We start from the raw sequence: 25224 nt of genomic DNA, 5'->3' as shown, positions 1-25224 counted from the left end.
TCAGATGAGTGCTCCGAGTTTTTTCCGCCCCGGCAGCGAACCGCCGGATACCCCCACGCACTGCATCGCGCGCTATGTCGATGGGCTGCTCGGCCTGCTGGCGGTCAAGGCCGGCGAGCAGGTGCTGGACATCGGCTGCGGCGATGGCTGCCTGACGGCGCAACTGGCTAGCCAGGGCGCCGAGGTGGTGGGTTTCGACATCGACCCGCAGCGGGTGGTGGCAGCCCGCGCCCGCGGACTCGATGTAAAACGGGGCAATGCCGAGGAGCTGTATTTCCATCAGGAATTCGACGTGGTGTTCAGCCATGACGCCCTGCATGAGATGCACCAGGCCGACGAAGTCGCCATCGGCGCCTTCATGGCCCTCAAGCCGGGCGGGCGTTTCGTCGGCGAGCTGCCCGGCAGTGCCCATGCCGCGCTGGTGCGTCGGGCCCTGAACGGCGCCCTGGAACGGCGCTCGATCGACTGGACCGAGCTGGAGCGCTGGTACCTGCCCAACGCGCATGAATACCAGCAGGTGCTGGAGCAGGCCGGCTTCCACGTCAGCCATATCAGCTGGTTCGAGCAACCGCTGGTACTGGAGGTGCCGATCGGCCAGTGGATCAAGGATTGCTGTGGCCACTACCTGGAGGCGGTACCTCTGGAAATGCGCGACGCCTTTCTGGAGGAAGTGACCGAGGAACTGGTCCGCGACCTGCTGGACGACAGCGGGCACTGGACCGTGGACGCGACACGCCTGCGTTTCCGCGCGCAAAGGAAGGCCTGAGCCATGGCCAACTCTTCAATCAGTCGAAGCAGGATCAACCCTATGCCCATGCAAACCAATGGATTGGCGCTGAAATCCTTTTATGCCGACAGCCGGATCTGGTCGGGAAAGGACGGCAAGCCGCTGTACTGGATCGACGATCTGAGCCTGGCCGTCAACGGCATGGAGATTCTCGAGGACTCCTTCATCCCCACCCTGCGCGACAACGATGTGGTGCAGATCCTCAACGGCGTCATCTACTCCTACGAGGACCTGGGCCAGGTCAGCACCTTCGCCGACTACTTCAAGCGCTGGCAGTTTCGCTGCATAGATGGTCAGCGACAAATTGTCTGAAACGCATGTCGTTGCAATGACTGACATTCAAACGGATGTACTGGTCGTACCCACGGGTGTTGCTGAACAGCGAACCCGGGGCCAGGAATATCCGGGCATCGTGCGCCTCCTCGATCAGGCGGCGAAGATCCACGTGCGCAGGGAAGCGCGCCCAGATGAACAATCCCTCCACCACTCCCTCGTCGATTTCCACCCCGACCTTGGTCAACCAGTCCCGCGCGCGGATGCGCTCGTGCATCACCCGCTGGCGCAAGGCATCCAGATGGTGCTGATAGCGTCCGGATTCCAGGGTATAGGCCACGATCGTCTCGTCCAGTGACGAACCACACAGCACGTTGTACATCTTCTGCTCCACCAGGCCCTCGACGAACGCTGGCGGCGCTACCACGTAGCCCAGGCGCAGCGCCGGGCTGAGCACCTTGCTGAAACCACTCAGGTAGAAGGTCCGGTTCCACTCGTCCAGGCTGCTCAGGCGCAGGGTCTGCTTGGTGCACAGGGCGCCGAAGATATCGTCCTCGACGATATGGAAGTCGTATTTCTGCGCCAGCGACAGGATGCGGAAGCCCTTGGCTGGCGAGGTATTGCCGCCGGTGGGGTTGTGGATCAGGGTCTGGGTCAGGAACAGCTTGGGCCGGTACTTGGCGACCATCTCTTCCATGACTTCCAGGTCCGGGCCGTCGTGGGTGCGCGGCACGGTGATGATGTTGAAATCACGGTCCTTGATCAGCTTGAGCTGCAGCAGCAGGTAGCTCGGGTCCTCCACCAGCAGGTAATCGCCGGGTTCGAGCATCATGTTGCGAATCAGCGAGAAGGCATGGGTGGCGCCGATGGTCACCACGATCTGGGTGCTGGAGGCGTTGATCTGCAGCTCGCGCAGCTTCTTGGCGATCACCGAGCGCAGCTCCTGGCTGCCGGCGGCGGGAGCCGGGACGCTGCAGGACAGGGTGTTGCGGATCAGCCGGCCGGTGACCGAAGCCGGTACGGCATCAGCCAGCCACGAGGGCGGCAGGTAACCGGAACTGACGGGAAAATCGTATTGCGAAGGGTCCAGGGCGCGGTAGAGAAAGCCGGCATGCAGGCTGGACGGCGGGATCATCCGCTCCGAGTCCTTGCCGGTGTCGGCGGGGCCGGAAGCCAGGATGTAGTAACCGGCGCCGGGGCGGGACTCGATGATCTGCCGGGCGACCAGGTCTTCATAAGCGCTGCTGACCGTGAAAATGCTCACGCCCAGCTGTTTGGACAGGGCTCGGACCGATGGCAGGCGACTGCCGCGAACCCACTGGAAGGCCTCGATGCGGCTGATGATTTCGTTGCGAATCTGGTCCACCAACAGCACTTTGCTGTTGCGATCTATCTCGAACATTTTGCTTAACCCTGCTGAAACCGCTGCCGCTTCGAAAAAGCTTATGGCTTTTTGCTGGCAGATTACACCAGTCCTCCTGGATTCCGGATCAATGACGCTTTATCAGGTGTCCATACCGGCCTCATCGCCGGCAACGCCGGCTCCCACAGGCATTGCATGCACCGCAAACCCTGTGGGTGCCGGCGTTGCCGGCGATGAGGCCAGCAGCAACAACATAAATGTTCGGGAGAGATCAGCGCTTGCGCAGGATCACGCTACCGATCGAATACCCGGCACCGAACGAGCTGAGCACGCCCAGCGCGCCCTTGGGCAGGTCGTCCTGGTGGCTGTGCAGGGAAATCACCGAGCCGGCCGAGCTGGTGTTGGCGTAACGGTCGAGGATCACCGGGGCTTCCTCTTCCAGAGCGTCGCGACCGAGCAGCTTCTTGACGATCAGCTGGTTCATGCTCAGGTTGGCCTGGTGCAGCCAGAAGCGCTTGACGTCGCTGACATTGAGATTGTTTTCCGCCAGGTGCTGGCCGATCAGCTCGGCGACCATCGGGCAGACCTCGCGGAACACCTTGCGGCCTTCCTGGACGAACAGCTTGTCCGGTGCGCCCACGCCCTCTTCCGCCGCGCGGTTGAGGAAGCCGAAGTTGTTGCGGATGTTGTTGGAGAACTGGGTCAGCAGCTTGGTACTGACGATATCGAACTGGTGCTCCGAGGTCGCCAGGTCGGCACGTTCCACCAGCACGGCGGTGGCCGCGTCACCGAAGATGAAGTGGCTGTCACGGTCGCGGAAGTTCAGGTGGCCGGTGCAGATTTCCGGGCTGACCACCAGCACCGAGCGGGCCTGGCCCAGTTGCACGCTGTTGCAGGCAACCTGGATGCCGAAGGTTGCCGAGGAGCAGGCGACGTTCATGTCGAAGCCGAAGCCGTTGATGCCCAGGGCCTGCTGTACCTCGATGGCGATGGCCGGATACGGACGCTGCAGGTTGGAGCAGGCGACGATCACCGCGTCGACATCGGCGGCAGTGCGGCCGGCGCGAGCCAGGGCCTGCTCGGCGGCGGCGACGCCCATCTGGCAGAGGATCGACGGCTCGTCGTTGCTGCGCTCCGGCAGGCGCGGAGTCATGCGCTGCGGATCGAGGATGCCGGCCTTGTCCATGACGAAACGGCTCTTGATCCCCGAGGCCTTTTCGATAAAGGCGGCGCTGGACTCGGCCAGGGCCTGGACCTCGCCACGCTCGATGGCGGTGGCGTTGTCGGCGTTGAACTGCGCGACATAGGTGTTGAAGGATTCCACCAGCTCTTCGTTGGAAATGCTGTTGGCCGGGGTGTACAGGCCAGTGCCGCTGATGACGACGTTATGCACGATCGATCCTCTGTTGGGTTGATTCGAACTGGCACCAAAGTACCAGTTCAGACCTGCAATGATCCCTTGGTCCAGAGCCATTGCAGGCTGTTCGAAAGGGGGTTGCCGTGGCATCCGGCCGCGGTAAATGTTGCCAAGTGTGCCACAACTGCGCCGGGTTGGCCCCTTTCGGAGCACAACCCGGCGCCCGTCTGTCAGGGCTCGACCTGGCTCCACTGCTTGCTCAGGCGCTTGTCGGAAATCGGGGCCTTGGTCCCCAGTTGCTGGGCGAACAGCGAGACCCGGTACTCTTCCAGCCACCAGCGATAGAGCTGCAACTGCTCGTCGCGCTTGCCCTCCTGAGCGTGCTTGTCGGCGCGGGCCTTGTACTGCGCCCAGAGGTTGCCCAGCTCGCCGCTCCAGACCCGGTCCTTCTGCACCTGGGCGCCGAGTTTTTCCAGGCGCAGCTCGATGGCCTTGAGGTAGCGCGGCAGCTCCTTGAGCCACAGGCCCGGGGTCTCGCGGACGAAGCCCGGATAGACCAGGTTGCCCAGTTGCTGCTTGATATCGTTGAGCGCCACCGCCTGGGCCAGGTCGATCTTGCCCTTGAAGCGCTTCTGAAGACCGTGCCACAGCTTGAGGATGTCCAGCACCAGGCGGGCCAGGCGCTCGGCATGCTCAGTCCAGCTGCCACGCTTGCGCTCGGCCAGGGAAGCCAGGGCAGCGCCGTCACGCGGCAGTTCCGCCTCGCCGTCGAGCACGCAGCTGTCGAGGCTGGCCAACAGGATGTCCTCGACCAGCGACTCGACCCGGCCCAGCTCGCGATACAGCAGGCCCAGTTCGGTCAGTCCCGGCAGCTTGCCACGCAGGAACTTGGCCGGCTCGGCCAGTTGTTGCAGGAGCAGGCGCTGCAAGGCGCGGCGGTGCTGGAAGCTGGCTTCGGCCTGAGTCGAGAAGCGCCCTTCCTTGACCGTGCCGCCTTCCTCCACCAGGGCCGGGTAGACCGTCATCGACAACCCGGCGATCTTCTGCTGGGCGGTCTGCTCGACCTTGACGAAGCCCTTGGCTTCCACCGGCTTCTGCGCCTTTTCCGACTGCGGCACGGCCAGCGCCGCCTGGCTGGCGGCAGCGAAGCGCGCGGTCAGCTCGGCCAGGTCGCGGCCTTCGCCGAGGAACTTGCCCTGGCCGTCGACCACTTCGATATTCATTTTCAGATGGCTTTCCACCTGCTCCGCCGCCTCGGCCCAGGCCTCGTCGCTGACCCGCGCGCCGGTCATGCGCAGCAGCTCGCGGCCCAGAGACTGGGGCAGCGAACCCTCGGCGAAGGTCATGCGCGCCAGGGCCGCCTTGACGAAGTCCGGCACCGGCACGAAGTTCTTGCGCAGGGCCTTGGGCAGGTTGCGTACCAGGGCGATGCACTTGGCCTCCAGCAGCCCCGGCACCAGCCACTCCAGGCGCTCGCCCGGCAGGCTCGGCAGCAACGGCGCCGGGACCCGCACGGTGACGCCGTCGCGCGGATGATTCGGCTCGAAGTGGTAGGTCAGCGACAGCTTCAGGTCGCCCAGGCGCAGGGTGTCCGGGTACTGCGCGGCGGTAACCTCGCTGGCCTCGCGGGCCAGCACGTCTTCAGCGCGCATGATCAGCAGTTGCGGGTCTTTCTGGCTGTTGACCCGGTACCAGCTGTCGAAGGTGGCGGTCTGGTGGATCTCGGCCGGCAGGCGCTCCTCGTAGAAGCCGTAGAGGGTTTCCTCGTCGGCGAGGATGTCACGGCGGCGGGCCTTGGCTTCCAGTTCGTCGAGTTCTTCCAGCAGCTTCTTGTTCGCCGCCAGGCACTTGGCCCGGGAGTTGATCTCGCCGCCCACCAGACCCTCGCGGATAAACAGCTCGCGGGAAGTCTGCGGGTCGATCGGGCCGTAATGCACCGGGCGCCGACCGACGATGATCAGGCCGTACAGGGTGACCTGCTCGAAGGCCACCACCTGGCCGCGCTTCTTCTCCCAGTGCGGCTCGAAGTGGTTTTTCTTCAGCAGGTGCCCGGCCAGCGGCTCGATCCAGTCGGAATCGATCTTCGCCACCATGCGCGCGTAGAGCTTGGTGGTTTCCACCAGCTCGGCGGTCATGATCCATTGCGGGCGCTTCTTGCCGATGCCGGAAGACGGATGCACCCAGAAGCGCCGCTGCCGCGCACCGAGGTAATCGCCTTCTTCGGTCTTCTGGCCGATCTGGCTGAGCAGGCCGGAGAGGATCGCCTTGTGCAGTCGCGGGAAGTCCGCCGGCTCCTTGTTCACGCCCAGTTGCAGGTCACGGCAGATCAGCCCGAGCTGGCGATGGGCGTCGCGCCATTCGCGCAGGCGCAGGTAGTTGAGGAAGTTCTTGCGACACCAGTTGCGCAGCGGGCTGGAAGTCAGCGCCTGGCGCTGCTCTTCGAAACCGCGCCACAGATTGACCAGCGCGGCGAAGTCCGAATCGGCGTCCTTCCATTGCGCATGGGCCTGGTCGGCGGCCTGCTGGCGCTCCGGCGGGCGTTCGCGCGGGTCCTGCACCGACAGCGCACTGGCGACGATCAGCACTTCCTGCAGGCTGCCCTGCTTGGCGCCTTCGAGCAGCATGCGGCCGAGGCGCGGGTCCACCGGCAGGCGCGCCAGCTGGCGGCCCAGCGGGGTCAGCTGGTTCTCGCGGTTGACCGCCGAGAGTTCCTGCAACAGGTTGAAGCCGTCGCTGATGGCCTTGCCATCCGGCGGCTCGATAAAGGGGAATTCGTCGATGGCGCCGAGGCGCAGATGGAGCATCTGCAGGATCACCGCGGCGAGGTTGGTGCGCAGGATCTCCGGATCGGTAAAGGCCGGACGGGCGTTGAAGTCTTCTTCGCTGTACAGGCGCACGCAGATGCCCGGCTCGACCCGGCCGCAACGGCCCTTGCGCTGGTTGGCGCTGGCCTGGGACACCGCCTCGATCGGCAGGCGCTGGACCTTGGCCCGGTAGCTGTAGCGGCTGATGCGCGCGGTACCGCTGTCGATCACGTAGCGGATGCCCGGCACGGTCAGCGAGGTCTCGGCGACGTTGGTCGCCAGCACCACCCTGCGCCCCGGATGGGACTGGAAGATGCGCTGCTGCTCGGCCGGCGAGAGGCGCGCGTACAGCGGCAGGATCTCGGTATGGCGCAGTTGCGCCTTGCGCAGCACCTCGGCGGCATCGCGGATCTCGCGCTCGCCGGGGAGGAACACCAGCACATCCCCCGGGCCCTTGCCGACGCTGCGCTCGTGGGCGGCGATCTCGTCAAGGGTGGCGAGGATCGCCTGGTCGACGGTGAGGTCGTCCTCGACCCGGTTGCCCTCCTCGTCCTGCTCGCTGGTCAACGGCCGGTACCAGGTTTCCACCGGGAAGGTACGGCCGGAGACTTCGATGATCGGTGCGTTGCCGAAGTGCTTGGAGAAGCGCTCCAGGTCGATGGTCGCCGAGGTGATGATCACCTTCAGGTCGGGACGGCGTGGCAACAGGGTTTTCAGGTAGCCGAGCAGGAAGTCGATGTTGAGACTGCGCTCGTGGGCCTCGTCGACGATGATGGTGTCGTAGCGTTCGAGGAAGCGGTCGTGCTGGGTTTCGGCCAGGAGGATGCCATCGGTCATCAGCTTGACCAGGGTGTTGGCATCGCTCTGGTCCTCGAAACGCACCTGGTAGCCGACCAGCGCCCCCAATGGCGTGCCCAGTTCCTCCGCGACCCGGGCGCCGACGCTGCGCGCTGCGATCCGCCGCGGCTGGGTATGGGCGATCAGGCCGAACTGGCCGCGGCCCAGCTCCAGGCAGATCTTCGGCAACTGGGTGGTTTTCCCCGAGCCGGTTTCGCCGGCGATGATCACCACCTGGTGCTGCGCCACCAGCTTCTTGATTTCGCCGCGCTTGGCAGCGATCGGCAGGCTGTCGTCGTAGCGGATGGACGGCACGCTGGCCTTGCGCGCGGCGGTCTGGTCGCAGGAGGCCTGGACCCGCTGCGCCCACTGGGCTAGCTTGGCTTCGTCGGGATGCTTGCGCAGTTCGTGCAGTTGCCGGCGCAGGCGATGGCGCTCGGCAACCATGGCGTGATCGAGGTTTTTCAGCAGTTGCCCGATGGCGGCGTTCTGGTCGGTCATGAGGTCTTTGGCGGCACGGGTGAGTCCCGCGCGGAAGTGATCGGCTTGAAGTAGCCGGCGATTGTCGCAGATTTGCCGACCATTAGGCACCGCCACTGACCTTGTGGGAGCTGGCTTGCCAGCGATGAGGCCGGCATGAACATCGATGTTGTCCGGTCGACCGCTATCGCTGGCAAGCCAGCTCCCACAAGGTCGGCGGTGCCTTCTGATTTGTTTAGTGGATCCTTGACTGAGGTTACATAAACAACAATTTAATAACCCTTCGCCAGCATGGGAGTATCAGGGCATGATTTTGCCCAGCGCTGCGCCCCGCCCCCATCAAGCCCCTTCGTTCCCGAAGGTGCGGGCCCGCCGTGGTGAAAACCCTCTGGTCCACGTGATCCTCGCGTTCTGGGCCTTGTGGCATTGCCGCCATGCCCGCCCACCGGATACCACTCTCGCCTGACCGATAACCCTGGCCGTGCTTTTGCATCGGCCGCCTTGTCGATTCCCAGCGCGCCGCCCTGGCGCAAGCGAGAACACCCATGCACTTTGCCCCCATCGAGCAGGCCCGCGCGTTCCTGGACGCCAACCCCGATATCGAAATGATCGAGCTGTTCATCCTCGACGCCAACGGCGTACCGCGCGGCAAACTGTTGCACCGCGAGGAGCTGCTGGCGGTCTATGAAAGCGGCCGGCCCCTGCCCAGTACCATCCTCGGCCTGACCCTGCACGGCGACGACGTGGAAAACTCCGGACTGGTCTGGGAAGTCGGCGATATCGACTGCCGCGCCTACCCGCTGGAGGACAGCCTGGTACGCCTGCCGTGGCGGCAGATCCCGACTGCTGCGGTGCAGGTCAGCATGCACCCGGAACAAGGCCTGCCCGCCGCCAACGCCGACCCGCGCCATGTGCTGCTACGGGTGATCGAGGCGCTCAAGGCCGACGGCTACCACCCGGTGATGGCCTGCGAGCTGGAGTTCTACCTGCTCGACCAGCAGCGCGACAGCACGGGCCGACCGCAACCGGCACGCGACGCCGATGGCGGGCGACCGCGAAGCACGCAGGTCTATGGCCTGCGTGAACTGGAACAGCTCGAACCCTTCCTCGCCGACCTCTACGCCGCCTGCAAGGCCCAGGGCATTCCGGCGCGCACGGCGATTTCCGAGTACGCCCCGGGCCAGGTGGAAATCACCCTGGAACACGGCGACGCCCTGCTGGCCATGGACCAGGCGGTGCGCTACAAGCGCATCGTCAAGGGTGTGGCGCACAAGCACGGCATGCAGGCCTGCTTCATGGCCAAGCCGTTCGCCGACCTGGCCGGGACCGGCATGCATATGCATGTGAGCCTGGCCGACGCCGAGGGCAACAACCTGTTCGCCAGCGAAGACCCGGCCGGCACCCCGCTGCTGCGCCAGGCGGTGGGCGGCATGCTCGACGCGCTGCTCGATTCGCTGCTGCTGTTCTGCCCCAACGCCAACTCTTACCGGCGCTTCCAGGCCAACAGCTACGCGCCGCTGGCACCGACCTGGGGCATCGACAACCGCACCGTGAGCCTGCGGGTGCCCGGCGGCCCGGCGCCAACCCGGCATATCGAGCACCGCATCTGCGGCGCCGACGCCAACCCTTATCTGGCCGCCGCCGCCCTGCTCGGCGCGGTCCACCACGGCCTGCGCCAGCAGCTCGATCCCGGCGCACCGGTGGAAGGCAACGGCTATGCCCAGGCCAGCGAACTGCTGCCCACCGACTGGCTCAGCGCCCTGACCGCCCTGGAGGGCTCGGCCTGGGCCCGCGACACCCTGGGCAGCGAGTTTCTCGGCATCTACCTCAAGGTCAAGCGCGCCGAATACCGTCAGTTCATGGCCGAAGTCGGCGAACAGGACTGGCGCTGGTACCTGACCCAGGCCTGAACCGCTTTCTCTTTTTCTGCCAAGGATTCGCCTCATGAATGCAGCTTTGCACCGTGGCAGCGCCCAGCGCGCCGCCTCCTATTACAGCGCCAGCCTCAACGACAGCACCCAGTACCCGACCCTGGAAGGCACGGTGGAGGTCGACGTGGCGATCATCGGCGGTGGCTTCACCGGCGTGGCTACAGCCGTGGAACTGGCCGAACGCGGCCTGAAGGTGGCGGTGGTCGAGACCAACCGCATCGGCTGGGGCGCCAGCGGCCGCAATGGCGGCCAGGTCACCGGCAGCCTGTCCGGCGACGAAGCCATGCGCAAACAGATGCGCGCCCGCCTCGGCGACGACGTCGACGACTTCATCTGGCATCTGCGCTTTCGCGGGCACCAGATCATCGAGCAGCGGGTCGCCCGCTACAGCATCGACTGCGACCTCAAGCGCGGCCATCTGCATGCGGCGATGAAGCCGTCGCACCTGAGCGAACTGCGCGGCTTCGCCGCAGAAGCCGAACGTCGCGGCATGGGCGACCAGGTGCAACTGCTCGACCAGGCCGGCGTGCGCCAGCACCTGGACTCGCCGCTGTACCTCGGGGCACTGAAGAACCTGCGCAACCTGCACCTGCATCCGCTCAACCTGTGCCTGGGCGAGGCCCGCGCCGCCCACAGCCTTGGCGCGCTGATCTTCGAAAATTCGGAAGTGCTGGAAATCGTCCATGGCCCGCGTCCGGCCGTGGTCACGGCCAAGGGCCGGATCGAGGCGAAGCAGGTGATGCTGGCCGGCGACGTCTATCACAAGCTGGAAAAACGCCAGCTCAAGGGCAAGATCTTTCCGGCCATGGGCGGCATCGTCACCACCGCGCCACTGGGCGACCTGGCGCGCCAGCTCAACCCGCATGACCTGGCGGTGTACGACTGCCGTTTCGTCCTCGATTACTACCGCATGACCGCCGACGGCCGCCTGCTGTTCGGCGGCGGCGCCAACTATTCGGGTCGGGATTCGCGGGATATCGCCGGGGAGCTGCGCCCCTGCATCGAACGCACCTTCCCGGCGCTCAAGGGCGTGGACATCGAGTTCCAGTGGAGCTGCGCCATGGGCATCGTGGTCAACCGCATTCCACAACTGGGCAAGCTGTCGGAGAACGTCTGGTACTGCCAGGGCTACTCAGGCCATGGCATTGCCACCAGCCATATCATGGGCGAGATCATGGCCGAGGCGATCACCGGGACATTGGAGAAGTTCGACACCTTCGCCGGCTGCAGTCATGTGCGGGTGCCGATGGGGGATCTGCTGGGGAATCCGCTGTTGGCGGCGGGGATGTGGTACTACCAGATGCTTGAGAAATTGCGCTGATCCTGAAGGCCTCATCGCCGGCAACGCCGGCTCCCACAGGGTTCGATGGTGTGCACCAAACCTGTGGGAGCCGGCGTTGCCGGCGATGAGGCCCTGAAGGGCTCAGGCGATCTTCTTCAGGCCCTGCTTCTTCAACTCTTCATCACGCAGTTCGCGACGAAGGATCTTGCCGACGTTGGTAGTCGGCAGCGCATCACGGAACTCGACGAAGCGCGGCACCTTGTAGCCGGTGACATTGGCGCGCATGTGCTCCATCACCTGCTCGCGGGTCAGGGTCACCCCTGGCTTGACCACGATGAACACCTTGATCACCTCGCCCGACTTCTCGTCCGGCACGCCGATGGCCGCGCATTGCAGCACGCCCGGCAGGGTCGCGAGCACGTCTTCCAGCTCGTTGGGGTACACGTTGAAACCGGAGACCAGGATCATGTCCTTCTTGCGGTCGACGATACGCATGTAGCCGTCGGCCTGGATCACCGCGATATCGCCGGTCTTCAGCCAGCCCTCGGCATCGAGGATTTCGTCGGTGGCGTCCTGGCGCTGCCAGTAGCCCTTCATCACCTGCGGACCCTTGATGCACAGCTCGCCGATCTCACCCAGAGGCAGCTCGTTGCCGGCGTCGTCGATGACCCGGCACAGGGTCGAGGGCACCGGAATGCCGATGGTGCCGACCTGGATGTTCTGCGCCGGGTTGACCGAGGCCACCGGGCTGGTTTCGGTCATGCCGTAGCCTTCGCAGATGGCGCAACCGGTCACGTCCCTCCAGCGTTCGGCCACCGACAATTGCAGGGCCATGCCGCCGGACAGGGTCACCTTCAAGGCGGAGAAGTCGAGACGGCGGAATTCCTCGTTGTTGCACAGGGCAACGAACAGCGTGTTGAGGCCGACGAAACCGCTGAATTTCCACTTCGACAGCTCCTTGACCATCGCCGGCAGGTCGCGCGGGTTGCTGATCAGGATGTTGTGGTTGCCGATCAGCATCATCGCCATGCAATGGAAGGTGAAGGCGTAGATGTGATAGAGCGGCAGCGGGGTGATGAGGATCTCGCAACCTTCATTGAGGTTGGAACCCATCAGCGCCTTGCATTGCAGCATGTTGGCGATCAGGTTGCGGTGGGTCAGCATGGCGCCCTTGGCCACGCCGGTGGTGCCGCCGGTGTATTGCAGCACGGCGACATCGTCATGGGACGGCGCAGCTTCCTTCACCGCCTTGCCCTGCCCCTTGGCCAGCGCATCGTTGAACTTGACCGCGGTGGGCAGGCTGTAGGCCGGGACCATCTTCTTCACGTACTTGATGACGCTGTTGACCAGCAGGCGCTTGAGCGGCGGCAGCAGGTCGGCGACTTCTGTGACGATGATGTGCTTGACCGACGTCTTAGGTACCACCTTTTCCGCCAGGTGCGCCATGTTGGCCAGGCACACCAGCGCCTTGGCACCGGAGTCGTTGAATTGGTGTTCCATTTCCCGCGCCGTGTAGAGCGGGTTGGTGTTGACCACGATCAGCCCGGCGCGCATGGCACCGAAAACGGCTACGGGATATTGCAGAACGTTTGGCAGTTGAACGGCGATGCGGTCTCCGGGTTGCAGGTCGGTGTGCTGCTGCAGGTACGCAGCGAAGGCACCGGACAACTCGTACAGCTCGCCATAAGTGAGGGTCTTGCCCAGATTGCTGAATGCCGGTTTATCGGCGAAACGCTGGCAGGACTGCTTCAATACCGCCTGGATATTCGGGTACTCGTCCGGGTTGATGTGCGAAGCAACCCCGGCTGGGTACTTATCCTTCCAAAAGTTTTCGATCATGGAAGCCCACTCCTCCAGCAACAGCGAATTCTTCACCGCGTCGATGCGATTATTATTGATATTTGATGTCGATTTATTGCAAACCGACCGATCCGAAGCGCGCCGAGAGTAACAGCTTTACCAGGGGTCGCCTAGAGCTAAAGCGGCCCGAATGGTCACTAAAATGACTCTTGATATGTAACTGGTCATTTTTAGAGTAAAGGGTCTAATGCGCTTGGAAAGCTGCTAAGTCCCAAGCTGCAAGAGAGGCTGCGCAACCGCTCTATCTTGCAGCTTGTGGCTTATAGCTTGTAGCTGGTCAGGCGGGTTCGCGCAATTCGCGACGCAGGATTTTTCCTACAGGAGTCATCGGCAGCGAGTCCCGCAGGACGATGTGCTTGGGCACTTTGTAGCCGGTGAAGTTGGCCTTGCAGTAGGCCTTCAGCTCTTCCAGGGTCACCCCGCCCTCCCGCGCCACCACGAACAGCTTCACCGCCTCGCCGGAGCGTTCGTCCGGCACGCCGATGGCGGCGCAGGCGGCGACCTTCGGGTGGGCCATGACCACGTCCTCGATCTCGTTCGGGTACACGTTGAAACCCGAGACGATGATCATGTCCTTCTTGCGGTCGACGATGCGGGTGAAACCGTCGGGGTCGATCACTGCGATATCGCCGGTCTTGAACCAGCCCTCGCTGTCGAAGGCATCGGCGGTGGCGTCCGGGCGCTGCCAGTAGCCCTTCATCACCTGCGGCCCCTTGATGCACAGCTCGCCGCGCTCGCCCAGGGGCATTTCATTGCCCTCGTCGTCGGTGACCTTGAATGCCGTGCCCGCCACCGGGATACCCACGGTGCCGAGGCGCGCCAGCTCGCCATAGGGGTTGGTGCTGGCCACCGGCGAGGTTTCGGTCAGGCCGTAGCCCTCGACGATATGGTTGCCGGTGACCTGCTTCCAGCGCTCGGCGGTGGCCTTGACCAACGCGGTACCACCGGAGTTGGTGACCTTGAGCGCAGAGAAATCCAGGTCCTTGAAGCCGGGGTTGTCCATCAGCGCGACGAACAGGGTGTTGAGCCCGAGCAGCGCGGAGAAACGCCACTTCTTCAGTTCCTTGACGAAGCCGGGGATGTCCCGCGGGTTGGTGATCAGCACGTTGTGGTTGCCGGTGACCATCATGCACATGCAGTTCGCGGTGAAGGCATAGATGTGATAGAGCGGCAGCGGCGCGATCATCACTTCCTGGCCGTCCTTGAGCAGCTTCTGCCCATCGGGACCGAGCTGGGAGAAACAGGCCACCACCTGGAGCATGTTCGCCACCAGGTTGCCGTGGGTGAGCATCGCCCCCTTGGCCACGCCGGTAGTGCCGCCGGTGTATTGCAGCACGGCGATATCATCGTGGCTGGCAGCCACCGGTTTCAGCGCATGGCCCTTGCCCTGGCGCAACACCTGCTTGAACGACAGCGCCTGGGGCAAGTGGTACGCAGGCACCATCTTCTTCACCTTGGCCACGACGGTGTTGACCAGCCAGCCCTTGGCCGCGGGCAGCATATCGCCCATCTTCGCCTCGATCAGGTAATCCAGGCCGGTATCCGGCAACACCTCCTGGACCAGCTTGCCGAACATGTTCAGGTAGACCAGGGCGCGGGCACCGGAATCCTTGAACTGGTGGCGCATCTCCCGGGCGGTGTACAGCGGGTTGGTGTTGACCACGATCAACCCGGCGCGCAGGGCGCCGAACACGGCGATGGGGTATTGCAGGACGTTGGGCATCTGCACCGCGATGCGCTCGCCGGGCTTGAGGTCGGTGCACTGCTGCAGGTAGGCGGCGAAGGCTGCGGAGTAACGATCCAGTTCGGCGTAGGTCAGGGTCACGCCCAGGTTGCTGAAGGCCGGTCTGTCGGCGAACTTCCTGCAGGAGCGCTCGAATACTTCGATCACCGACTTATAGGTGCTCATGTCGATCTGCGAAGGGACGCCCGGGGGGCGCTTGTCGTTCCAGAAATCGGCGTGCATTTATTATTGTCCTCGGTCCTGAGCCTTTGAGGTCCGGATTGCTGCTTGCAAAACGGCGTTCTGCCGACGTTAGCAGCTCTGCCGCAGGTGGCAAATATGCCAAGGGCCGTCATAGATCCTGTGAATCTCCGCTTACCGCGCTCCCCGATCCGGTATCCGGCTATACACTCAGTGGCATTCATTCCGGGAACCCGTCCGACCATGTCCTACGACGCTTTCTGGCTGCCGGCCAGCAATCATTGCAGCCTGTACGTCCACCAATGGCTGCCGGCCACGCCGGTGCGCGCGGTGGTGCTGCTGGCCCACGGCATGGCCGAGCACGCCGGGCGCTACCAGCGGCTTGGCGAGGCCCTGAGCGCTGCCGGCTTCGCCCTGTATGCCCATGACCAGCGCGGCCACGGGCGTACGGCCGAGCTCGGCACCCTTGGCCTGTTCGCCCGGGAGAATGGCTGGAACACCGTGGTCAACGACCTCGGCCTGCTCAACCAGCACATCGGCCAGCAGCATCCGGGCGTGCCGGTGTTCCTCTTCGGGCACAGCATGGGCAGCTACATCGCCCAGGCCTATCTGCTGCACCACAGCGCCAGCCTGCAGGGCGCGGTGCTCAGCGGCTCGAATTTCCAGCCCCCGGCGCTGTACCGCGCGGCGCGCCAGATCGCCCGCCTGGAAAGCTGGCGCCAGGGCCCGCTGGGGCGCAGCGCGCTGATCGACTTCCTGTCCTTCGGCTCGTTCAACAAGGCCTTCAAGCCGAACCGCACCGCCTTCGACTGGCTCAGCCGCGACCCTGCCGAAGTCGACCGCTACGTGGCCGACCCGCTGTGCGGCTTCCGCTGCTGCAACCGCCTGTGGATCGATCTGCTCAAGGGACTGGAGCAGATCAGCCGTCCGAGCAACCTGGCACAGATCGATCCGAACCTGCCGATCCTGGTGATTGGCGGCGAATGTGATCCGGTCAGTGCCGGCAAGCGTCTGAAAGATCTGACCGGCGCCCTGCGCCTGTCCGGGAACCAGCACGTGCACCTGCGACTCTATGCGCAGGCACGCCACGAGCTGCTCAACGAAACCAACCGTGACGAGGTCACCGCGCAGTTGATCGACTGGCTCGAAAGCACCCTGGCCCTTGGCCGCCCGGTGCGCAGCGAGTGATACTGCCGCCCCGTCGCGACTCGAAGGAATCCCCTGAATGACCCAGGTCACCAACACGCCTTACGAATCCCTTGAAGTGGGCCAGACCGCCAGCTTCAGCAAGACCGTCGAAGAACGTGACATCCAGCTGTTCGCGGCGATGTCCGGTGACCACAACCCGGTTCACCTGGACGCCGAGTTCGCCGCCAAAAGCATGTTCAAGGAGCGCATCGCCCACGGCATGTTCAGCGGTGCGCTGATCAGCGCTGCGGTCGCCTGCGAACTGCCAGGCCCCGGCACCATCTACCTGGGCCAGCAGATGAGCTTCCAGAAGCCGGTGAAGATTGGCGACACCCTGACCGTGCGCCTGGAAATCCTCGAGAAGCTGCCGAAATTCCGCGTCCGTATCGCCACCCGCGTGTTCAACCAGAACGAAGAACTGGTGGTGGACGGCGAAGCCGAGATCCTCGCCCCGCGCAAGCAGCAGACCGTCGATCTGGTCAGCCCGCCGCCGATCACCTTCGGCTGATCGCTACAAGGCCTGGAGGCGGCGTTCGAGAAAACGCCGCTCGGGCTCCTGCCGGGTCAGGTCCAGGGCCATGCGGTAAGCCTCCCGGGCCTGATCCTGCTGCCCCAACTGGCGGCACAGCTCGGCCCGCGCGCAATGCGCCGGCTGGTACTCGCGCAACTCCCCTCTTTGCAGAATCGCCTCGATCAACGCCAGCCCCGCCCGCGGACCATCCCGTTGCGCCAGCGCGACGGCGCGGTTGAGTTCGATCACCGCAGACGGCCAGCCGCGCAGCAGCACATCGTAGAGGCCGACGATCTGCGCCCAATCGGTGTCTTCGGCACGCCCGGCCTCGGCATGCACTGCGGCGATCGCTGCCTGCAGGCTATAAGGCCCGAACCGGCGGCTGCGCAGGGCCTGCTGCACCAGTTCGCAACCTTCGCCGATCTGCGCCCGGTCCCACAGCCCGCGGTCCTGGTGGTCAAGCAACACCAACTCGCCCTGCCCGGCGCCCCGCGCCCTTGAGCGCGAGGCGTGCAACAGCATCAGCGCCAGCAGGCCGAGCACTTCCGGCTCGGGCAGTAACTCGGCGAGCAAGCGGCCCAGACGGATCGCCTCGGCACACAGGTCATCACGCACCACGCTGGCACCGGAAGACGCCGAGTAACCTTCGTTGAACACCAGGTAGATCACCCGCAGCACGCTATCGAGGCGTTCCGGCAGCTCGTCCAGTGCCGGCACCTGGTAGGGAATCTGCGCGTCGCGGATCTTGGCCTTGGCCCGGACGATGCGCTGGGCGATGGTGGTCGGCGCCAGCAGGAAGGCCCGGGCGATTTCCTCGGTGGTCAGGTCGCAGACTTCGCGCAGGGTCAGCGGCACCTGGGCATCGGCGGCCAGCGCCGGGTGGCAGCAGGTGAAGATCAGGCGCAGACGGTCGTCCTCCAGCGCCTCGTCATTCATTTCCTGTGCCTCCAGGCGCTCCAGGGCCTGGCGCAAGGCCTCGGGCGAGCGCTCGAAGCGCGCGCGGCGGCGCAGGCCATCGATGGCCTTGAAGCGTCCGGTGGACACCAGCCACGCCCGCGGACTGGCGGGAATGCCGTCGCGCTGCCAACGCTCGACGGCGATGAAGAAGGCTTCATGCAGCGCCTCCTCGGCCAGGTCGAAATCCCCCAGCAGACGAATCAGGGTCGCGAGGATCCGCCGCGACTCCTCGCGATAGACCACCTCGATCGCGGCCCGCACCGCCTCGGCGGTGGCCATCAATCGTCCAGCGGCCCGGTCACCAGCTCCACCAGGCGATCGAGGCTTTCGCCCCAGCCGCGGTGGAAGCCCATTTCCTCGTGGGCCTGCCGGTCGCTGGCGCTCCAGTGCCAGGCGCGGGCGGTGTAGAGGGTCTTGCCGTGGATATCGTCGAGGGTGATCACCGCCGTCATGAAGGCCTTGGCCGAGGGCCTCCAGCCAGGGACGAAGGCATCGGTGAAGACGATCCGCTCCGGCGCGACGATCTCCAGGAACACCCCCTGGTTGGGGTACTCACTGCCATCGGGCGCCCGCAGCACGGTGCGGAACAGGCCGCCGACCCAGAGCTGCATTTCGCACAGCGGGGTGGTCATGCCACGGGGGCCCCACCAGCGGCTGAGCAGTTGCGGGTCGGTCCAGGCGCGGAACACCCGGGTACGCGGCGCGTCGATCAGACGGGTCAGCGACAGTTCATGCAGTGCCTCTCCCTGGCCGGGTTGCTGAGGATGCATTGTTCTTGTTCTCCTCGTTCAGGGTTGCAGCTCGCGCACCGGCCGGACCTCGACGCTGCCGACCCGCGCCGCCGGAATGCCGCGGGCGATGTTCAGCGCTTCGTTGAGGTCGCGGGCCTCCACCAGGTAGAAGCCGGCCAGTTGCTCCTTGGTTTCGGCGAAGGGGCCGTCGGTCAGGCTCACCTGGCCGCCGCGCACCCGCACCGTGGTAGCGGTCTGCACCGGCTTGAGCGCCTCGGCGGCGAGCATGCGCCCGCTGTCCTGGATCGACAGGGCATAGGCCATGCACTCGGCATCCGCTGGGCTCTCGGGCAGACCGTGCAGCAGGGTTTCATCACAGTAGACCAGGCACAGGTATTTCATGACGTTCTCCGACGCGGGGTCAGGGCTTGAGGTCGAACAGGGCTTTCTGGGTTTCCATGTCGAACGGCGCCGACCAGTGTTCGTGGATCACCCGCCATTGCCCGGCGCTGCGCCGGTAGCCGACGGTCACGCGCATGTAGCCGCACTGGCTGTCGTCATCCGCCGGACCGCAGCGGTTGAGCCAGTGGGCCAGGGCCAGGTCGCCATCAGCCTGCACGGTGAGTTCTGCCACTTCGAAGACCATGGGCCCGGTGCAAAAGCCCATGCACATTTCCCAATGTGCCTGGTAGGCGGCCTTGCCCTTGAATTGCAGGGCCTTGATCGCATCGAAGGCGACGATGTCGTCGGCATAGGGGGCGACGATGGCGGGCAGGTCGCGGTCGCGCACGGCCTGGATCCAGCCTTCGATCAGTTGACGGATTTCGTGTTCGGCTGCGCTGTTCATCGGTACGTCCTCGAATCGCTCGGCGGTGCCGGACAATTCTGGCACCTTCGACACTGGTCGAACGGCAGGACGGGAAATCGACAGCAGCGGAAAAAATCGCTCAGGCAGGTTCCAGCGGAATCCAGATTTCCACCGTGCCGCTGGCCAGGTAGGTATCGAAGGCCTCGCCATAGCGCTCGAACTCGGGCGCATCGGCGGTGCGCTCGCCGGAGGCCGGCAGCCATTGCTTGAAGATCTTTTCGAAGGTGTGGCCAAGGCCACTGACCTTGCCATGGTGCTCGAACACCGCATAGCGCTGCGGCTTCAGGACCTGTCGGGAGAAACCTGGCGGCAGCACGCCGCTGCCATCGACCTCGACCCCGGCGATATAGAGAAACCCGCCGCGGCCGTCGAAGTTGCAACAGACACCATAGGTATCGTCGCCCACCTGTCCCGGAACCTTGCCGACATGCGGGGCGAAACGCTGCCAAAGGGCCGGGATGGTCTTGTTGGTCTGCTGGTTATAGCGCTCACCGAAGCCGGCGATGGTGAACGAACGTCCATTCTCGATTCTGACCGGGGCAAAGCCGGTATCCATCTGGGTCGCCATATCTGCCTCGCAAGGTCAATTCAAAAGAGCCCCGCCAGGCGGCATTTAGCGGTTGCCGCCCTTGCTGGCATTGGGCTAGCGTAACCGCCTTGCGTGCTTCGGGAAACTGGCCAGATGGCATTAATCACTCAGCCCTTGCAAGCCTGCGGCCTGGTCGAATCGTCCTGGGTCAGGGCCAGTGGCGCCGCCAGTTTCGAGCGGCACACCCACGACGAATATGTGCTCGGCGCGAACTTGTGGGGAAATGAGCGGATCTGGCTGGATGGACGCACCCTGGAGGTGCCTGTCGGCGCGATCACGCTGTACAACCCGCTGGCGGTGCAGGCCTCGGAGTTCGCTGCCGAAGGGGTGGAGTACATCAGCCTGCACCTGGCACCGGAGGCCCTGGAGCAGGTAGCGCGCGAAAACAATTTGAAATACTTTTCCAGTGCGCCCTGCTTCGAACAAGGCGTTTTCCAGGATGCCGGGCTCTACCGCGCCATCGTCGACTTCGCCCGCAGCGACGATGCCCTGGCGGCCGATCGCGAAGAAGCCCTGCTCGCCCTGCTTGGTCTATTGCTGGAGCGCCCGAGCGGCCCGCTCGGCGAACAGAGCGACGCCCTGCGCCAGACCGTGCAGTGCATGCGCGACACCCCGCATGCCCGCCTGACCCTGGACGAGCTGTCAGCGCTGGCCGGGCTGAGCAAATACCACTTCGTGCGCTGCTTCAAAAAGGCTACCGGGCTGGCTCCGCTGCAGTACCACATGCAGTTGCGCCTGAGCGAAGCGCGGCGGCGCCTGCGCAGTGGTGTCCATCCCGGCGAGGTGGCACAGGGGCTGGGGTTCTACGACCAGAGCCACTTCATCAATGCCTTCCGCCGGGTCATGGGCATGACACCCCATCATTACTGGCAGGCGTTCAGAGCGCCGGGGCGAGGATGAACTCGCGGTAGCCGGAAACGATCACATAGACCGCGAAGTAGCAGAAGATTGCCGCCGAGGCCAGGTACGACCAGGTCAGCAGGCGATCGCCGAGCAAGCGCCCGCCATGGCTGGCAACGGTGCACACGGCCACGCACCAGAGCACCCCGGCACTGAAGAAACCACCGAGGAACAACCCCGCTTCCACCGGCCCGCCTGCGCCCGAACGGGAAATCAGCACCCCGCCCACGGCAGCGAACCAGAGAATCGCACTGGGCGACGACATGGCCAGGAAAATCCCGCGCAGGAATTCCCGCCACGGCGACTCGCGCACCACCTGCACATTGGTGTCCAGATGCCCATCGCCACGAATGGCCGCCAGCAGCATCTTCACCGCGAACCACACCAGCAACAGCGAACCGCCGACCCACAGCACCCAGCGCACCGACTCGAACTGCAGCAGCACGGTCATCCCGGCCAGCGCGGCCAGGGCATAGAGCAGATCGCCAACACAGGTCCCCAGGCCCAGCCACATGCCCTGCCAGAAGCCCCGCTGCATGGCCAGGGTAAGCATGGCGATATTGGCGATGCCGATATCCAGGCACAGGGAAAGACTGAGGAGAAATCCGTTGGAAAAAGGCATGAAAAGGTCCGCTACCGGCTGCGAAAAAGGCAGCCGGCATTAAAGCGGATTGGTGGGGGGATGTATTGGAAGAAATTGCGCAGTTCAGACCAGTGCAGCTTGCTCGAAGACCTCGTCGGCCCACTGGTTCAAGCTCTTGCCCTGCTTTTGCGCAGCAATGGTGGCCGCGGCATGGATTTCCGGACGAATGCGCAGCATGACCTTGCCTGAAGCCGGCTTGTCCGGCGTGATGCCTTGCTCGGCACAGTCTTCAAGATAATCCTCCAACGCCAGGCGAAACGCCTCATGCAATGCACTGACGGAGCTAGCGTGAAAGCTGATGATGTCCCTCACGCCCAGAACCCGACCGACGAAAATATCGTCGCGGGGATCGTACTCGACCCGGGCCGAATAGCCCTTGTAACTCATGTTGCTCATGTATGAACTCCTGCCCGCAGAAGAAACTCCCGAGCCTCTTCGACCTGGTAACGCTTGGCCTCCTTGCCCGGATGTGGCCGGTGGCAGCGCCAGTGGTGCTGTCCCAGCACGAGCTTGACCCGCGACCCTGCCCGCTCATGCACCGAGCCGCCCAGATAAAGGATCAGGGCTTCGATGTCGGCAAACACCAGAGAAGTCGTGGTGGTGACCGGAACAGGGCTTGGAGGGTTTTGCGATGTCGATTCTGCATCCGCGAATGCTATCAAAATAAGATAGCACTCTTTCCCAGCAGTTCCATACAAGACTTTTCAACCCTCCGCCAACACCCGCGCATACTGCTGCCGATCAATATTCGCTCCACTCAGAATCACCCCCACCCGCCGCCCGCGCTGCTGCTCGCGTTCCTGGTACAGCGCGGCCAGCCCGGCGGCACCGGCGCCTTCGGCGGTGTTGTGGGTGTCTTCGTGATAAATGCGGATGGCCCGGGCGATTTCCTCGTCGCTGACCCGAACGATCCGCGCCGCCCCCGCCCGGATGATCTCGAACGCCTCCGGCTGCGGAATCCGGCAGGCCATGCCGTCGGCGAAGGTGTCGGCCGTGTCGGTGGTAACGATGCGCCCTTCCTCGATACTGCGGGCGAAGGCGTCCGCCGCGCTGGAGACCACGCCGATGATCTGCGTCTGCAGTCCCAGCAGATCCCGGGTGCGGATCAGCCCGCAGATCCCCGAGCCCATGCCGATCGGCACATAGACCGCGTCCAGCCCGGCCACCGCTTCGAGGAACTCCAGCGCATAGGTGGCGACCCCACGGATCAGGTCCGGATGAAACGGCGGCACGCTTTCATAGCCACGCGCCTGGGCGATGCGCGCAGCCTCGGCGCGGGCCTGGTCGAAGTCGGCGCCGTGCTCGATCAGTTCCGCCCCGAGGGCACGCATCGCCGCGTTCTTTTCCGCAGAGTTGCCCTGCGGCACCACGATCACGATCGGCACTCCCGCCTTGCTTGCGGCCAGAGCCATGCTTTGCCCGTGATTGCCACGGGTGGCGGTGACCAGGCCGCGGGTCTGCGGCGCGCGAGCCAGCAGCGACTGCACGTAGAGCAGCCCGCCCCGAACTTTGAAGGCACCGGTGGGCGCATGGTTCTCGTGCTTGACCCAGACCTCGCAGCCAAGCCGCTCGGCCAGGCGCGGCCAGGCATATTGCGGGGTCGCGGGTACCTCGGCATGGACCAGACGGGACGCTTCGCGCAGGGCAGGCAGATCGAACATGGAAACCTCGGATCGGGTTGGATTTGACCTGATCCTGGGCGCCGCGCATTGTATGGGTCAAACCTTATATTGCATGGCCAACAATAAAACATGTGGACCCCTGATCTTGCCGATGACGGCCAACCCCGCTATCTCGCCCTGGTCGATGCCATTGCCCGGGCCATCGAACGTGGCGAACTCAAGGTCGGCCAACGCCTGCCACCACAGCGCCGCCTGGCCTGGGCGCTGGGTCTGAACCCGAGCACCACCCAGCAGGCTTATCGCGAGGCGGCGGCGCGACACCTGGTGTCCGGAGAGGTCGGGCGCGGCACCTATGTGCTGGCCGGCAGCAAGGAAGCAACCCTGTTTCGCCTCAAGCAGCGCGATGACGACAACAGCAGCATCGATCTTTCCACCAATGTGCCCGTGGTGGACGAGCACGGCCAGGATCTCGAACAGGCCCTGCGCCATGTCCTGCACCAGGGCGCTACCCACGGCCTGGAACATTACCTCGGCGCCGAGCAGTTGCTGCTCGGGCGCTTGCAGGGCGCCAGCTGGCTGGCACGCCGTGGGCTGCAACTGAGCGCCAGCCAGGTGCTGCTGTGCGGTGGCGCGCAACAGGGATTGTTCAGCGTGCTGCTGTCGTTCTGTCAGCCCGGCGAGGCGGTAATGGTCGAAGCCCTGACCGCCCCGGGGATCAAGGCCGCCTGCCGGCAACTGCGCCTGCCGCTGCATGGCGTTGCGCTGGACCATGAAGGCATTCTCCCCGACGACCTCGACCGCGTGGCCCGGGCCAGCGGCGCGCGGGTGGTGGTGCTGACCCCGGCGCTGCACAACCCCACCGGAGCAAGCATGGGGGAACAGCGTCGGCGAGAGATCGCCGCAGTGGTCGAACGGCTGGACCTGCTGCTGGTGGAGGACGATGTCTACGGTGCGCTGGGCGACCAGCCGCCGCTGCTGCCTCTGCTCGGCCCCCGCGGTCTGCTGGTCAGCAGCCTGTCGAAGACCGTCTGCGCCGGCCTGCGCCTGGGCTGGATCGCCGGTGACGAAGCGCTGCTGGCGCAGGTCGATCCCCATGCCCAGGCCACTCACTGGCAGATCGCCCCGTTGATGCTGGGCATCGCCGGACGCTGGATCGACGACGGCAGCGCCGCGCGCAAGCTCGCCTGGCAGCGCGAGGAAGTGCAGCAGCGCTGGCGTCTGGCCCAGCGCCTGCTGGGACCGGCGCTGCAGCCCGGCACACCGTCGCCGCATATCTGGCTTGAAGGTCCGCGCCCCGGTGACAAACTGGCAGCGGCCTGCCGGGTCAAGGGTGTGGAAGTGGTGCCGGCGCAGGTGTTCGCGGTCAAGCAGGGGCAGTTGCCGGCTGTGCGCATCAGCCTCACCGCCGCCCGCAGCCGGGCCGAGCTGAAACAGGCGCTGGAACGGATCGCCGAGGTGCTGGAGGAATTCAACGGGCAGGATCCGGGGTGACATGCGCCCGCGCCCTCCTACACTCAGGCGGCCTTGAGGAAACCTATTGCCATGAACCCACATGAATCCTTCTACGCCCAGGCCACCGCGCACCTGCGCCAGCAGGGCCCGGCCTGGGCCGCGCTTATCGATGCCATCGGCCCGTGCCAGCATGCGCCGTTGCCGACCCGCGACCCCTACCAGGCGCTGGTGCGCGCCATCGCCTACCAGCAACTGCACGCCAAGGCGGCGGAGGCGATCCTCGGGCGCTTTCTCGCGCTGTACCCCGGGCAGGACTTTCCCTCCCCCGAGCAACTGCTCGCCACCACCCCGGAGCAACTGCGCGCCTGCGGGTTTTCCCTGCGCAAGATCAGCACGGTGCAGGCAGTCGCGCAGGGGCGACTGGACGGCCTGGTGCCGGATCATGCCGAAGCCCGGGCGCTGGAGCATGAAGTGCTGATTGAACGCCTGACCCGCCTGCCTGGCGTCGGCCGCTGGACCGTGGAAATGCTGCTGATCTACACCCTGGAGCAGATGGACATCCTGCCGGTGGACGATTTCGGTGTGCGCGAGGGCTACCGGCGCCTGCACGGGCTGGAGGCGCAGCCAACGCGCAAGCACCTGGGACAAATCGGGGAAACCTGGAGTCCGTACCGCACGGTGGCGGCGTGGTATTTGTGGCGGGTGCCGGCGAAGTGAATTCGAAAGCAAGAGGCGGAGTTTTCGCGGGGCGGGCGCTTCATAGAATTGCAGCCAGCTACAGACGCCGCCCTTGTGTGAACTTGCCGGCCCTATCGCTGCATGGGTATCTACACATCTCGAGCGAAGGCCGACGCGGTCAAGGTAG

At 64.9% G+C, this 25224-nt stretch carries 23 protein-coding genes; 9 read left to right on the top strand and 14 right to left on the bottom strand.

Going from position 1 to position 25224, the window contains the following annotated elements:
* Positions 1–4 precede the first annotated feature (4 nt).
* Complete coding sequence (locus tag ACODSK_RS18875; protein WP_489018181.1) at positions 5–766, top strand: class I SAM-dependent methyltransferase; 762 nt, start codon at positions 5–7, stop codon at positions 764–766.
* Positions 767–808: 42 nt separating this feature from the next.
* Positions 809–1099 carry a hypothetical protein gene (locus tag ACODSK_RS18870; protein ID WP_489018179.1) on the top strand — a complete coding sequence of 97 codons (291 nt, stop codon included), beginning with the start codon at positions 809–811 and terminating at the stop codon, positions 1097–1099.
* Here ACODSK_RS18870 and ACODSK_RS18865 read toward each other — a convergent pair.
* The 3 genes from ACODSK_RS18865 to hrpA form a co-directional block, all read right to left on the bottom strand.
* Positions 1050–2462 (bottom strand): aminotransferase-like domain-containing protein, encoded by a 1413-nt coding sequence (locus tag ACODSK_RS18865; protein WP_489018178.1) that lies wholly within the window; start codon positions 2460–2462, stop codon positions 1050–1052. The two genes, ACODSK_RS18870 and ACODSK_RS18865, sit on opposite strands and share 50 nt — an antisense overlap.
* Before the next feature lie 232 nt (positions 2463–2694).
* Positions 2695–3816: a beta-ketoacyl-ACP synthase III gene (locus tag ACODSK_RS18860; protein ID WP_489018177.1), complete on the bottom strand. Its 1122-nt coding sequence runs from the start codon at positions 3814–3816 to the stop codon at positions 2695–2697.
* A 194-nt stretch (positions 3817–4010) separates the two neighbouring features.
* The gene (hrpA, locus tag ACODSK_RS18855; protein ID WP_489018176.1) at positions 4011–7922 is read right to left on the bottom strand and encodes an ATP-dependent RNA helicase HrpA; all 3912 of its coding nucleotides are present in this window, start codon (positions 7920–7922) and stop codon (positions 4011–4013) included.
* A gap of 524 nt (positions 7923–8446) precedes the next feature.
* Between hrpA and ACODSK_RS18850 the strand changes: the two genes are divergently transcribed.
* Positions 8447–9811: a glutamine synthetase family protein gene (locus ACODSK_RS18850; RefSeq protein ID WP_489018175.1), complete on the top strand. Its 1365-nt coding sequence runs from the start codon at positions 8447–8449 to the stop codon at positions 9809–9811.
* Between the two features lie 34 nt (positions 9812–9845).
* Positions 9846–11153: an NAD(P)/FAD-dependent oxidoreductase gene (locus ACODSK_RS18845; RefSeq protein ID WP_489018174.1), complete on the top strand. Its 1308-nt coding sequence runs from the start codon at positions 9846–9848 to the stop codon at positions 11151–11153.
* Between the two features lie 102 nt (positions 11154–11255).
* Here the strand turns inward: ACODSK_RS18845 and fadD1 are convergent, their stop codons facing one another.
* Both fadD1 and fadD2 read right to left on the bottom strand, forming a co-directional pair.
* Entirely contained in the window at positions 11256–12953 is a 1698-nt protein-coding gene (fadD1, locus tag ACODSK_RS18840) for a long-chain-fatty-acid--CoA ligase FadD1 (RefSeq protein WP_489018173.1), read from the bottom strand.
* A 298-nt stretch (positions 12954–13251) separates the two neighbouring features.
* Entirely contained in the window at positions 13252–14940 is a 1689-nt protein-coding gene (fadD2, locus tag ACODSK_RS18835) for a long-chain-fatty-acid--CoA ligase FadD2 (RefSeq protein ID WP_489018171.1), read from the bottom strand.
* Positions 14941–15141: 201 nt separating this feature from the next.
* Between fadD2 and ACODSK_RS18830 the strand changes: the two genes are divergently transcribed.
* Together ACODSK_RS18830 and ACODSK_RS18825 are read left to right on the top strand one after the other, a co-directional pair.
* The gene (locus ACODSK_RS18830) at positions 15142–16086 is read left to right on the top strand and encodes an alpha/beta hydrolase (RefSeq protein ID WP_489018170.1); all 945 of its coding nucleotides are present in this window, start codon (positions 15142–15144) and stop codon (positions 16084–16086) included.
* Positions 16087–16123: 37 nt separating this feature from the next.
* Entirely contained in the window at positions 16124–16594 is a 471-nt protein-coding gene (locus ACODSK_RS18825) for a MaoC family dehydratase (RefSeq protein WP_095153881.1), read from the top strand.
* Positions 16595–16597: 3 nt separating this feature from the next.
* Here ACODSK_RS18825 and ACODSK_RS18820 read toward each other — a convergent pair whose 3' ends face one another.
* From ACODSK_RS18820 to ACODSK_RS18800, 5 genes are all read right to left on the bottom strand, one after another.
* Complete coding sequence (locus ACODSK_RS18820; protein WP_489018168.1) at positions 16598–17833, bottom strand: RNA polymerase sigma factor; 1236 nt, start codon at positions 17831–17833, stop codon at positions 16598–16600.
* Positions 17833–18324 carry an SRPBCC family protein gene (locus ACODSK_RS18815; protein ID WP_489018166.1) on the bottom strand — a complete coding sequence of 164 codons (492 nt, stop codon included), beginning with the start codon at positions 18322–18324 and terminating at the stop codon, positions 17833–17835. The genes ACODSK_RS18820 and ACODSK_RS18815 overlap by 1 nt, the downstream gene beginning before the upstream one ends.
* Before the next feature lie 18 nt (positions 18325–18342).
* Positions 18343–18687, bottom strand: coding sequence for a YciI family protein (locus ACODSK_RS18810; protein ID WP_489018164.1), 345 nt, complete (start codon positions 18685–18687; stop codon positions 18343–18345).
* 19 nt (positions 18688–18706) lie between these two features.
* Complete coding sequence (locus ACODSK_RS18805) at positions 18707–19132, bottom strand: YybH family protein (RefSeq protein ID WP_489018163.1); 426 nt, start codon at positions 19130–19132, stop codon at positions 18707–18709.
* Positions 19133–19232: 100 nt separating this feature from the next.
* Positions 19233–19721, bottom strand: a complete 489-nt coding sequence (locus ACODSK_RS18800; RefSeq protein WP_489018161.1) for a GyrI-like domain-containing protein — start codon at positions 19719–19721, stop codon at positions 19233–19235.
* 114 nt (positions 19722–19835) lie between these two features.
* Between ACODSK_RS18800 and ACODSK_RS18795 the strand changes: the two genes are divergently transcribed.
* Positions 19836–20642: an AraC family transcriptional regulator gene (locus ACODSK_RS18795; protein ID WP_489018159.1), complete on the top strand. Its 807-nt coding sequence runs from the start codon at positions 19836–19838 to the stop codon at positions 20640–20642.
* Here ACODSK_RS18795 and ACODSK_RS18790 read toward each other — a convergent pair.
* The 4 genes from ACODSK_RS18790 to ACODSK_RS18775 form a co-directional block, all read right to left on the bottom strand.
* Positions 20620–21264 (bottom strand): LysE family translocator, encoded by a 645-nt coding sequence (locus tag ACODSK_RS18790; RefSeq protein WP_489018157.1) that lies wholly within the window; start codon positions 21262–21264, stop codon positions 20620–20622. The genes ACODSK_RS18795 and ACODSK_RS18790 overlap by 23 nt on opposite strands.
* 84 nt (positions 21265–21348) lie before the next feature.
* Entirely contained in the window at positions 21349–21681 is a 333-nt protein-coding gene (locus ACODSK_RS18785; protein ID WP_489018155.1) for a type II toxin-antitoxin system HicB family antitoxin, read from the bottom strand.
* Positions 21678–21869: a type II toxin-antitoxin system HicA family toxin gene (locus ACODSK_RS18780; protein ID WP_489018153.1), complete on the bottom strand. Its 192-nt coding sequence runs from the start codon at positions 21867–21869 to the stop codon at positions 21678–21680. Before ACODSK_RS18780 ends, ACODSK_RS18785 begins: the two co-directional genes overlap by 4 nt.
* A 120-nt stretch (positions 21870–21989) precedes the next feature.
* Complete coding sequence (locus tag ACODSK_RS18775; protein WP_489018151.1) at positions 21990–22946, bottom strand: threonine dehydratase; 957 nt, start codon at positions 22944–22946, stop codon at positions 21990–21992.
* Positions 22947–23036: 90 nt separating this feature from the next.
* Between ACODSK_RS18775 and ACODSK_RS18770 the strand changes: the two genes are divergently transcribed.
* Together ACODSK_RS18770 and ACODSK_RS18765 are read left to right on the top strand one after the other, a co-directional pair.
* Entirely contained in the window at positions 23037–24398 is a 1362-nt protein-coding gene (locus tag ACODSK_RS18770; protein ID WP_489018149.1) for an aminotransferase-like domain-containing protein, read from the top strand.
* A gap of 51 nt (positions 24399–24449) precedes the next feature.
* Positions 24450–25076 (top strand): DNA-3-methyladenine glycosylase family protein, encoded by a 627-nt coding sequence (locus ACODSK_RS18765; protein WP_489018148.1) that lies wholly within the window; start codon positions 24450–24452, stop codon positions 25074–25076.
* Positions 25077–25224 lie beyond the last annotated feature (148 nt).

The organism is Pseudomonas sp. FG98, from assembly GCF_057808595.1.
The sequence above is the reverse complement of the archived record's forward strand: the minus strand, read 5'-3'. Positions and strand labels throughout refer to the sequence as shown.

Bases quoted from the DNA above. Each gene is read 5' to 3' on its own strand.
- ACODSK_RS18775 (WP_489018151.1), bottom strand. From the start codon at position 22,946: ATGTTCGATCTGCCTGCCCTGCGCGAAGCGTCCCGTCTGGTCCATGCC.
- ACODSK_RS18765 (WP_489018148.1), top strand. From the start codon at position 24,450: ATGAACCCACATGAATCCTTCTACGCCCAGGCCACCGCGCACCTGCGC.
- ACODSK_RS18820 (WP_489018168.1), bottom strand. From the start codon at position 17,833: ATGGCCACCGCCGAGGCGGTGCGGGCCGCGATCGAGGTGGTCTATCGC.
- fadD1 (WP_489018173.1), bottom strand. From the start codon at position 12,953: ATGATCGAAAACTTTTGGAAGGATAAGTACCCAGCCGGGGTTGCTTCG.
- ACODSK_RS18845 (WP_489018174.1), top strand. From the start codon at position 9,846: ATGAATGCAGCTTTGCACCGTGGCAGCGCCCAGCGCGCCGCCTCCTAT.
- ACODSK_RS18790 (WP_489018157.1), bottom strand. From the start codon at position 21,264: ATGCCTTTTTCCAACGGATTTCTCCTCAGTCTTTCCCTGTGCCTGGAT.
- ACODSK_RS18865 (WP_489018178.1), bottom strand. From the start codon at position 2,462: ATGTTCGAGATAGATCGCAACAGCAAAGTGCTGTTGGTGGACCAGATT.
- ACODSK_RS18785 (WP_489018155.1), bottom strand. From the start codon at position 21,681: ATGAGCAACATGAGTTACAAGGGCTATTCGGCCCGGGTCGAGTACGAT.
- ACODSK_RS18795 (WP_489018159.1), top strand. From the start codon at position 19,836: ATGGCATTAATCACTCAGCCCTTGCAAGCCTGCGGCCTGGTCGAATCG.
- ACODSK_RS18875 (WP_489018181.1), top strand. From the start codon at position 5: ATGAGTGCTCCGAGTTTTTTCCGCCCCGGCAGCGAACCGCCGGATACC.
- ACODSK_RS18870 (WP_489018179.1), top strand. From the start codon at position 809: ATGCCCATGCAAACCAATGGATTGGCGCTGAAATCCTTTTATGCCGAC.
- ACODSK_RS18800 (WP_489018161.1), bottom strand. From the start codon at position 19,721: ATGGCGACCCAGATGGATACCGGCTTTGCCCCGGTCAGAATCGAGAAT.
- ACODSK_RS18805 (WP_489018163.1), bottom strand. From the start codon at position 19,132: ATGAACAGCGCAGCCGAACACGAAATCCGTCAACTGATCGAAGGCTGG.
- ACODSK_RS18815 (WP_489018166.1), bottom strand. From the start codon at position 18,324: ATGCATCCTCAGCAACCCGGCCAGGGAGAGGCACTGCATGAACTGTCG.
- fadD2 (WP_489018171.1), bottom strand. From the start codon at position 14,940: ATGCACGCCGATTTCTGGAACGACAAGCGCCCCCCGGGCGTCCCTTCG.
- ACODSK_RS18830 (WP_489018170.1), top strand. From the start codon at position 15,142: ATGTCCTACGACGCTTTCTGGCTGCCGGCCAGCAATCATTGCAGCCTG.
- ACODSK_RS18825 (WP_095153881.1), top strand. From the start codon at position 16,124: ATGACCCAGGTCACCAACACGCCTTACGAATCCCTTGAAGTGGGCCAG.
- ACODSK_RS18810 (WP_489018164.1), bottom strand. From the start codon at position 18,687: ATGAAATACCTGTGCCTGGTCTACTGTGATGAAACCCTGCTGCACGGT.
- ACODSK_RS18770 (WP_489018149.1), top strand. From the start codon at position 23,037: ATGTGGACCCCTGATCTTGCCGATGACGGCCAACCCCGCTATCTCGCC.
- hrpA (WP_489018176.1), bottom strand. From the start codon at position 7,922: ATGACCGACCAGAACGCCGCCATCGGGCAACTGCTGAAAAACCTCGAT.
- ACODSK_RS18850 (WP_489018175.1), top strand. From the start codon at position 8,447: ATGCACTTTGCCCCCATCGAGCAGGCCCGCGCGTTCCTGGACGCCAAC.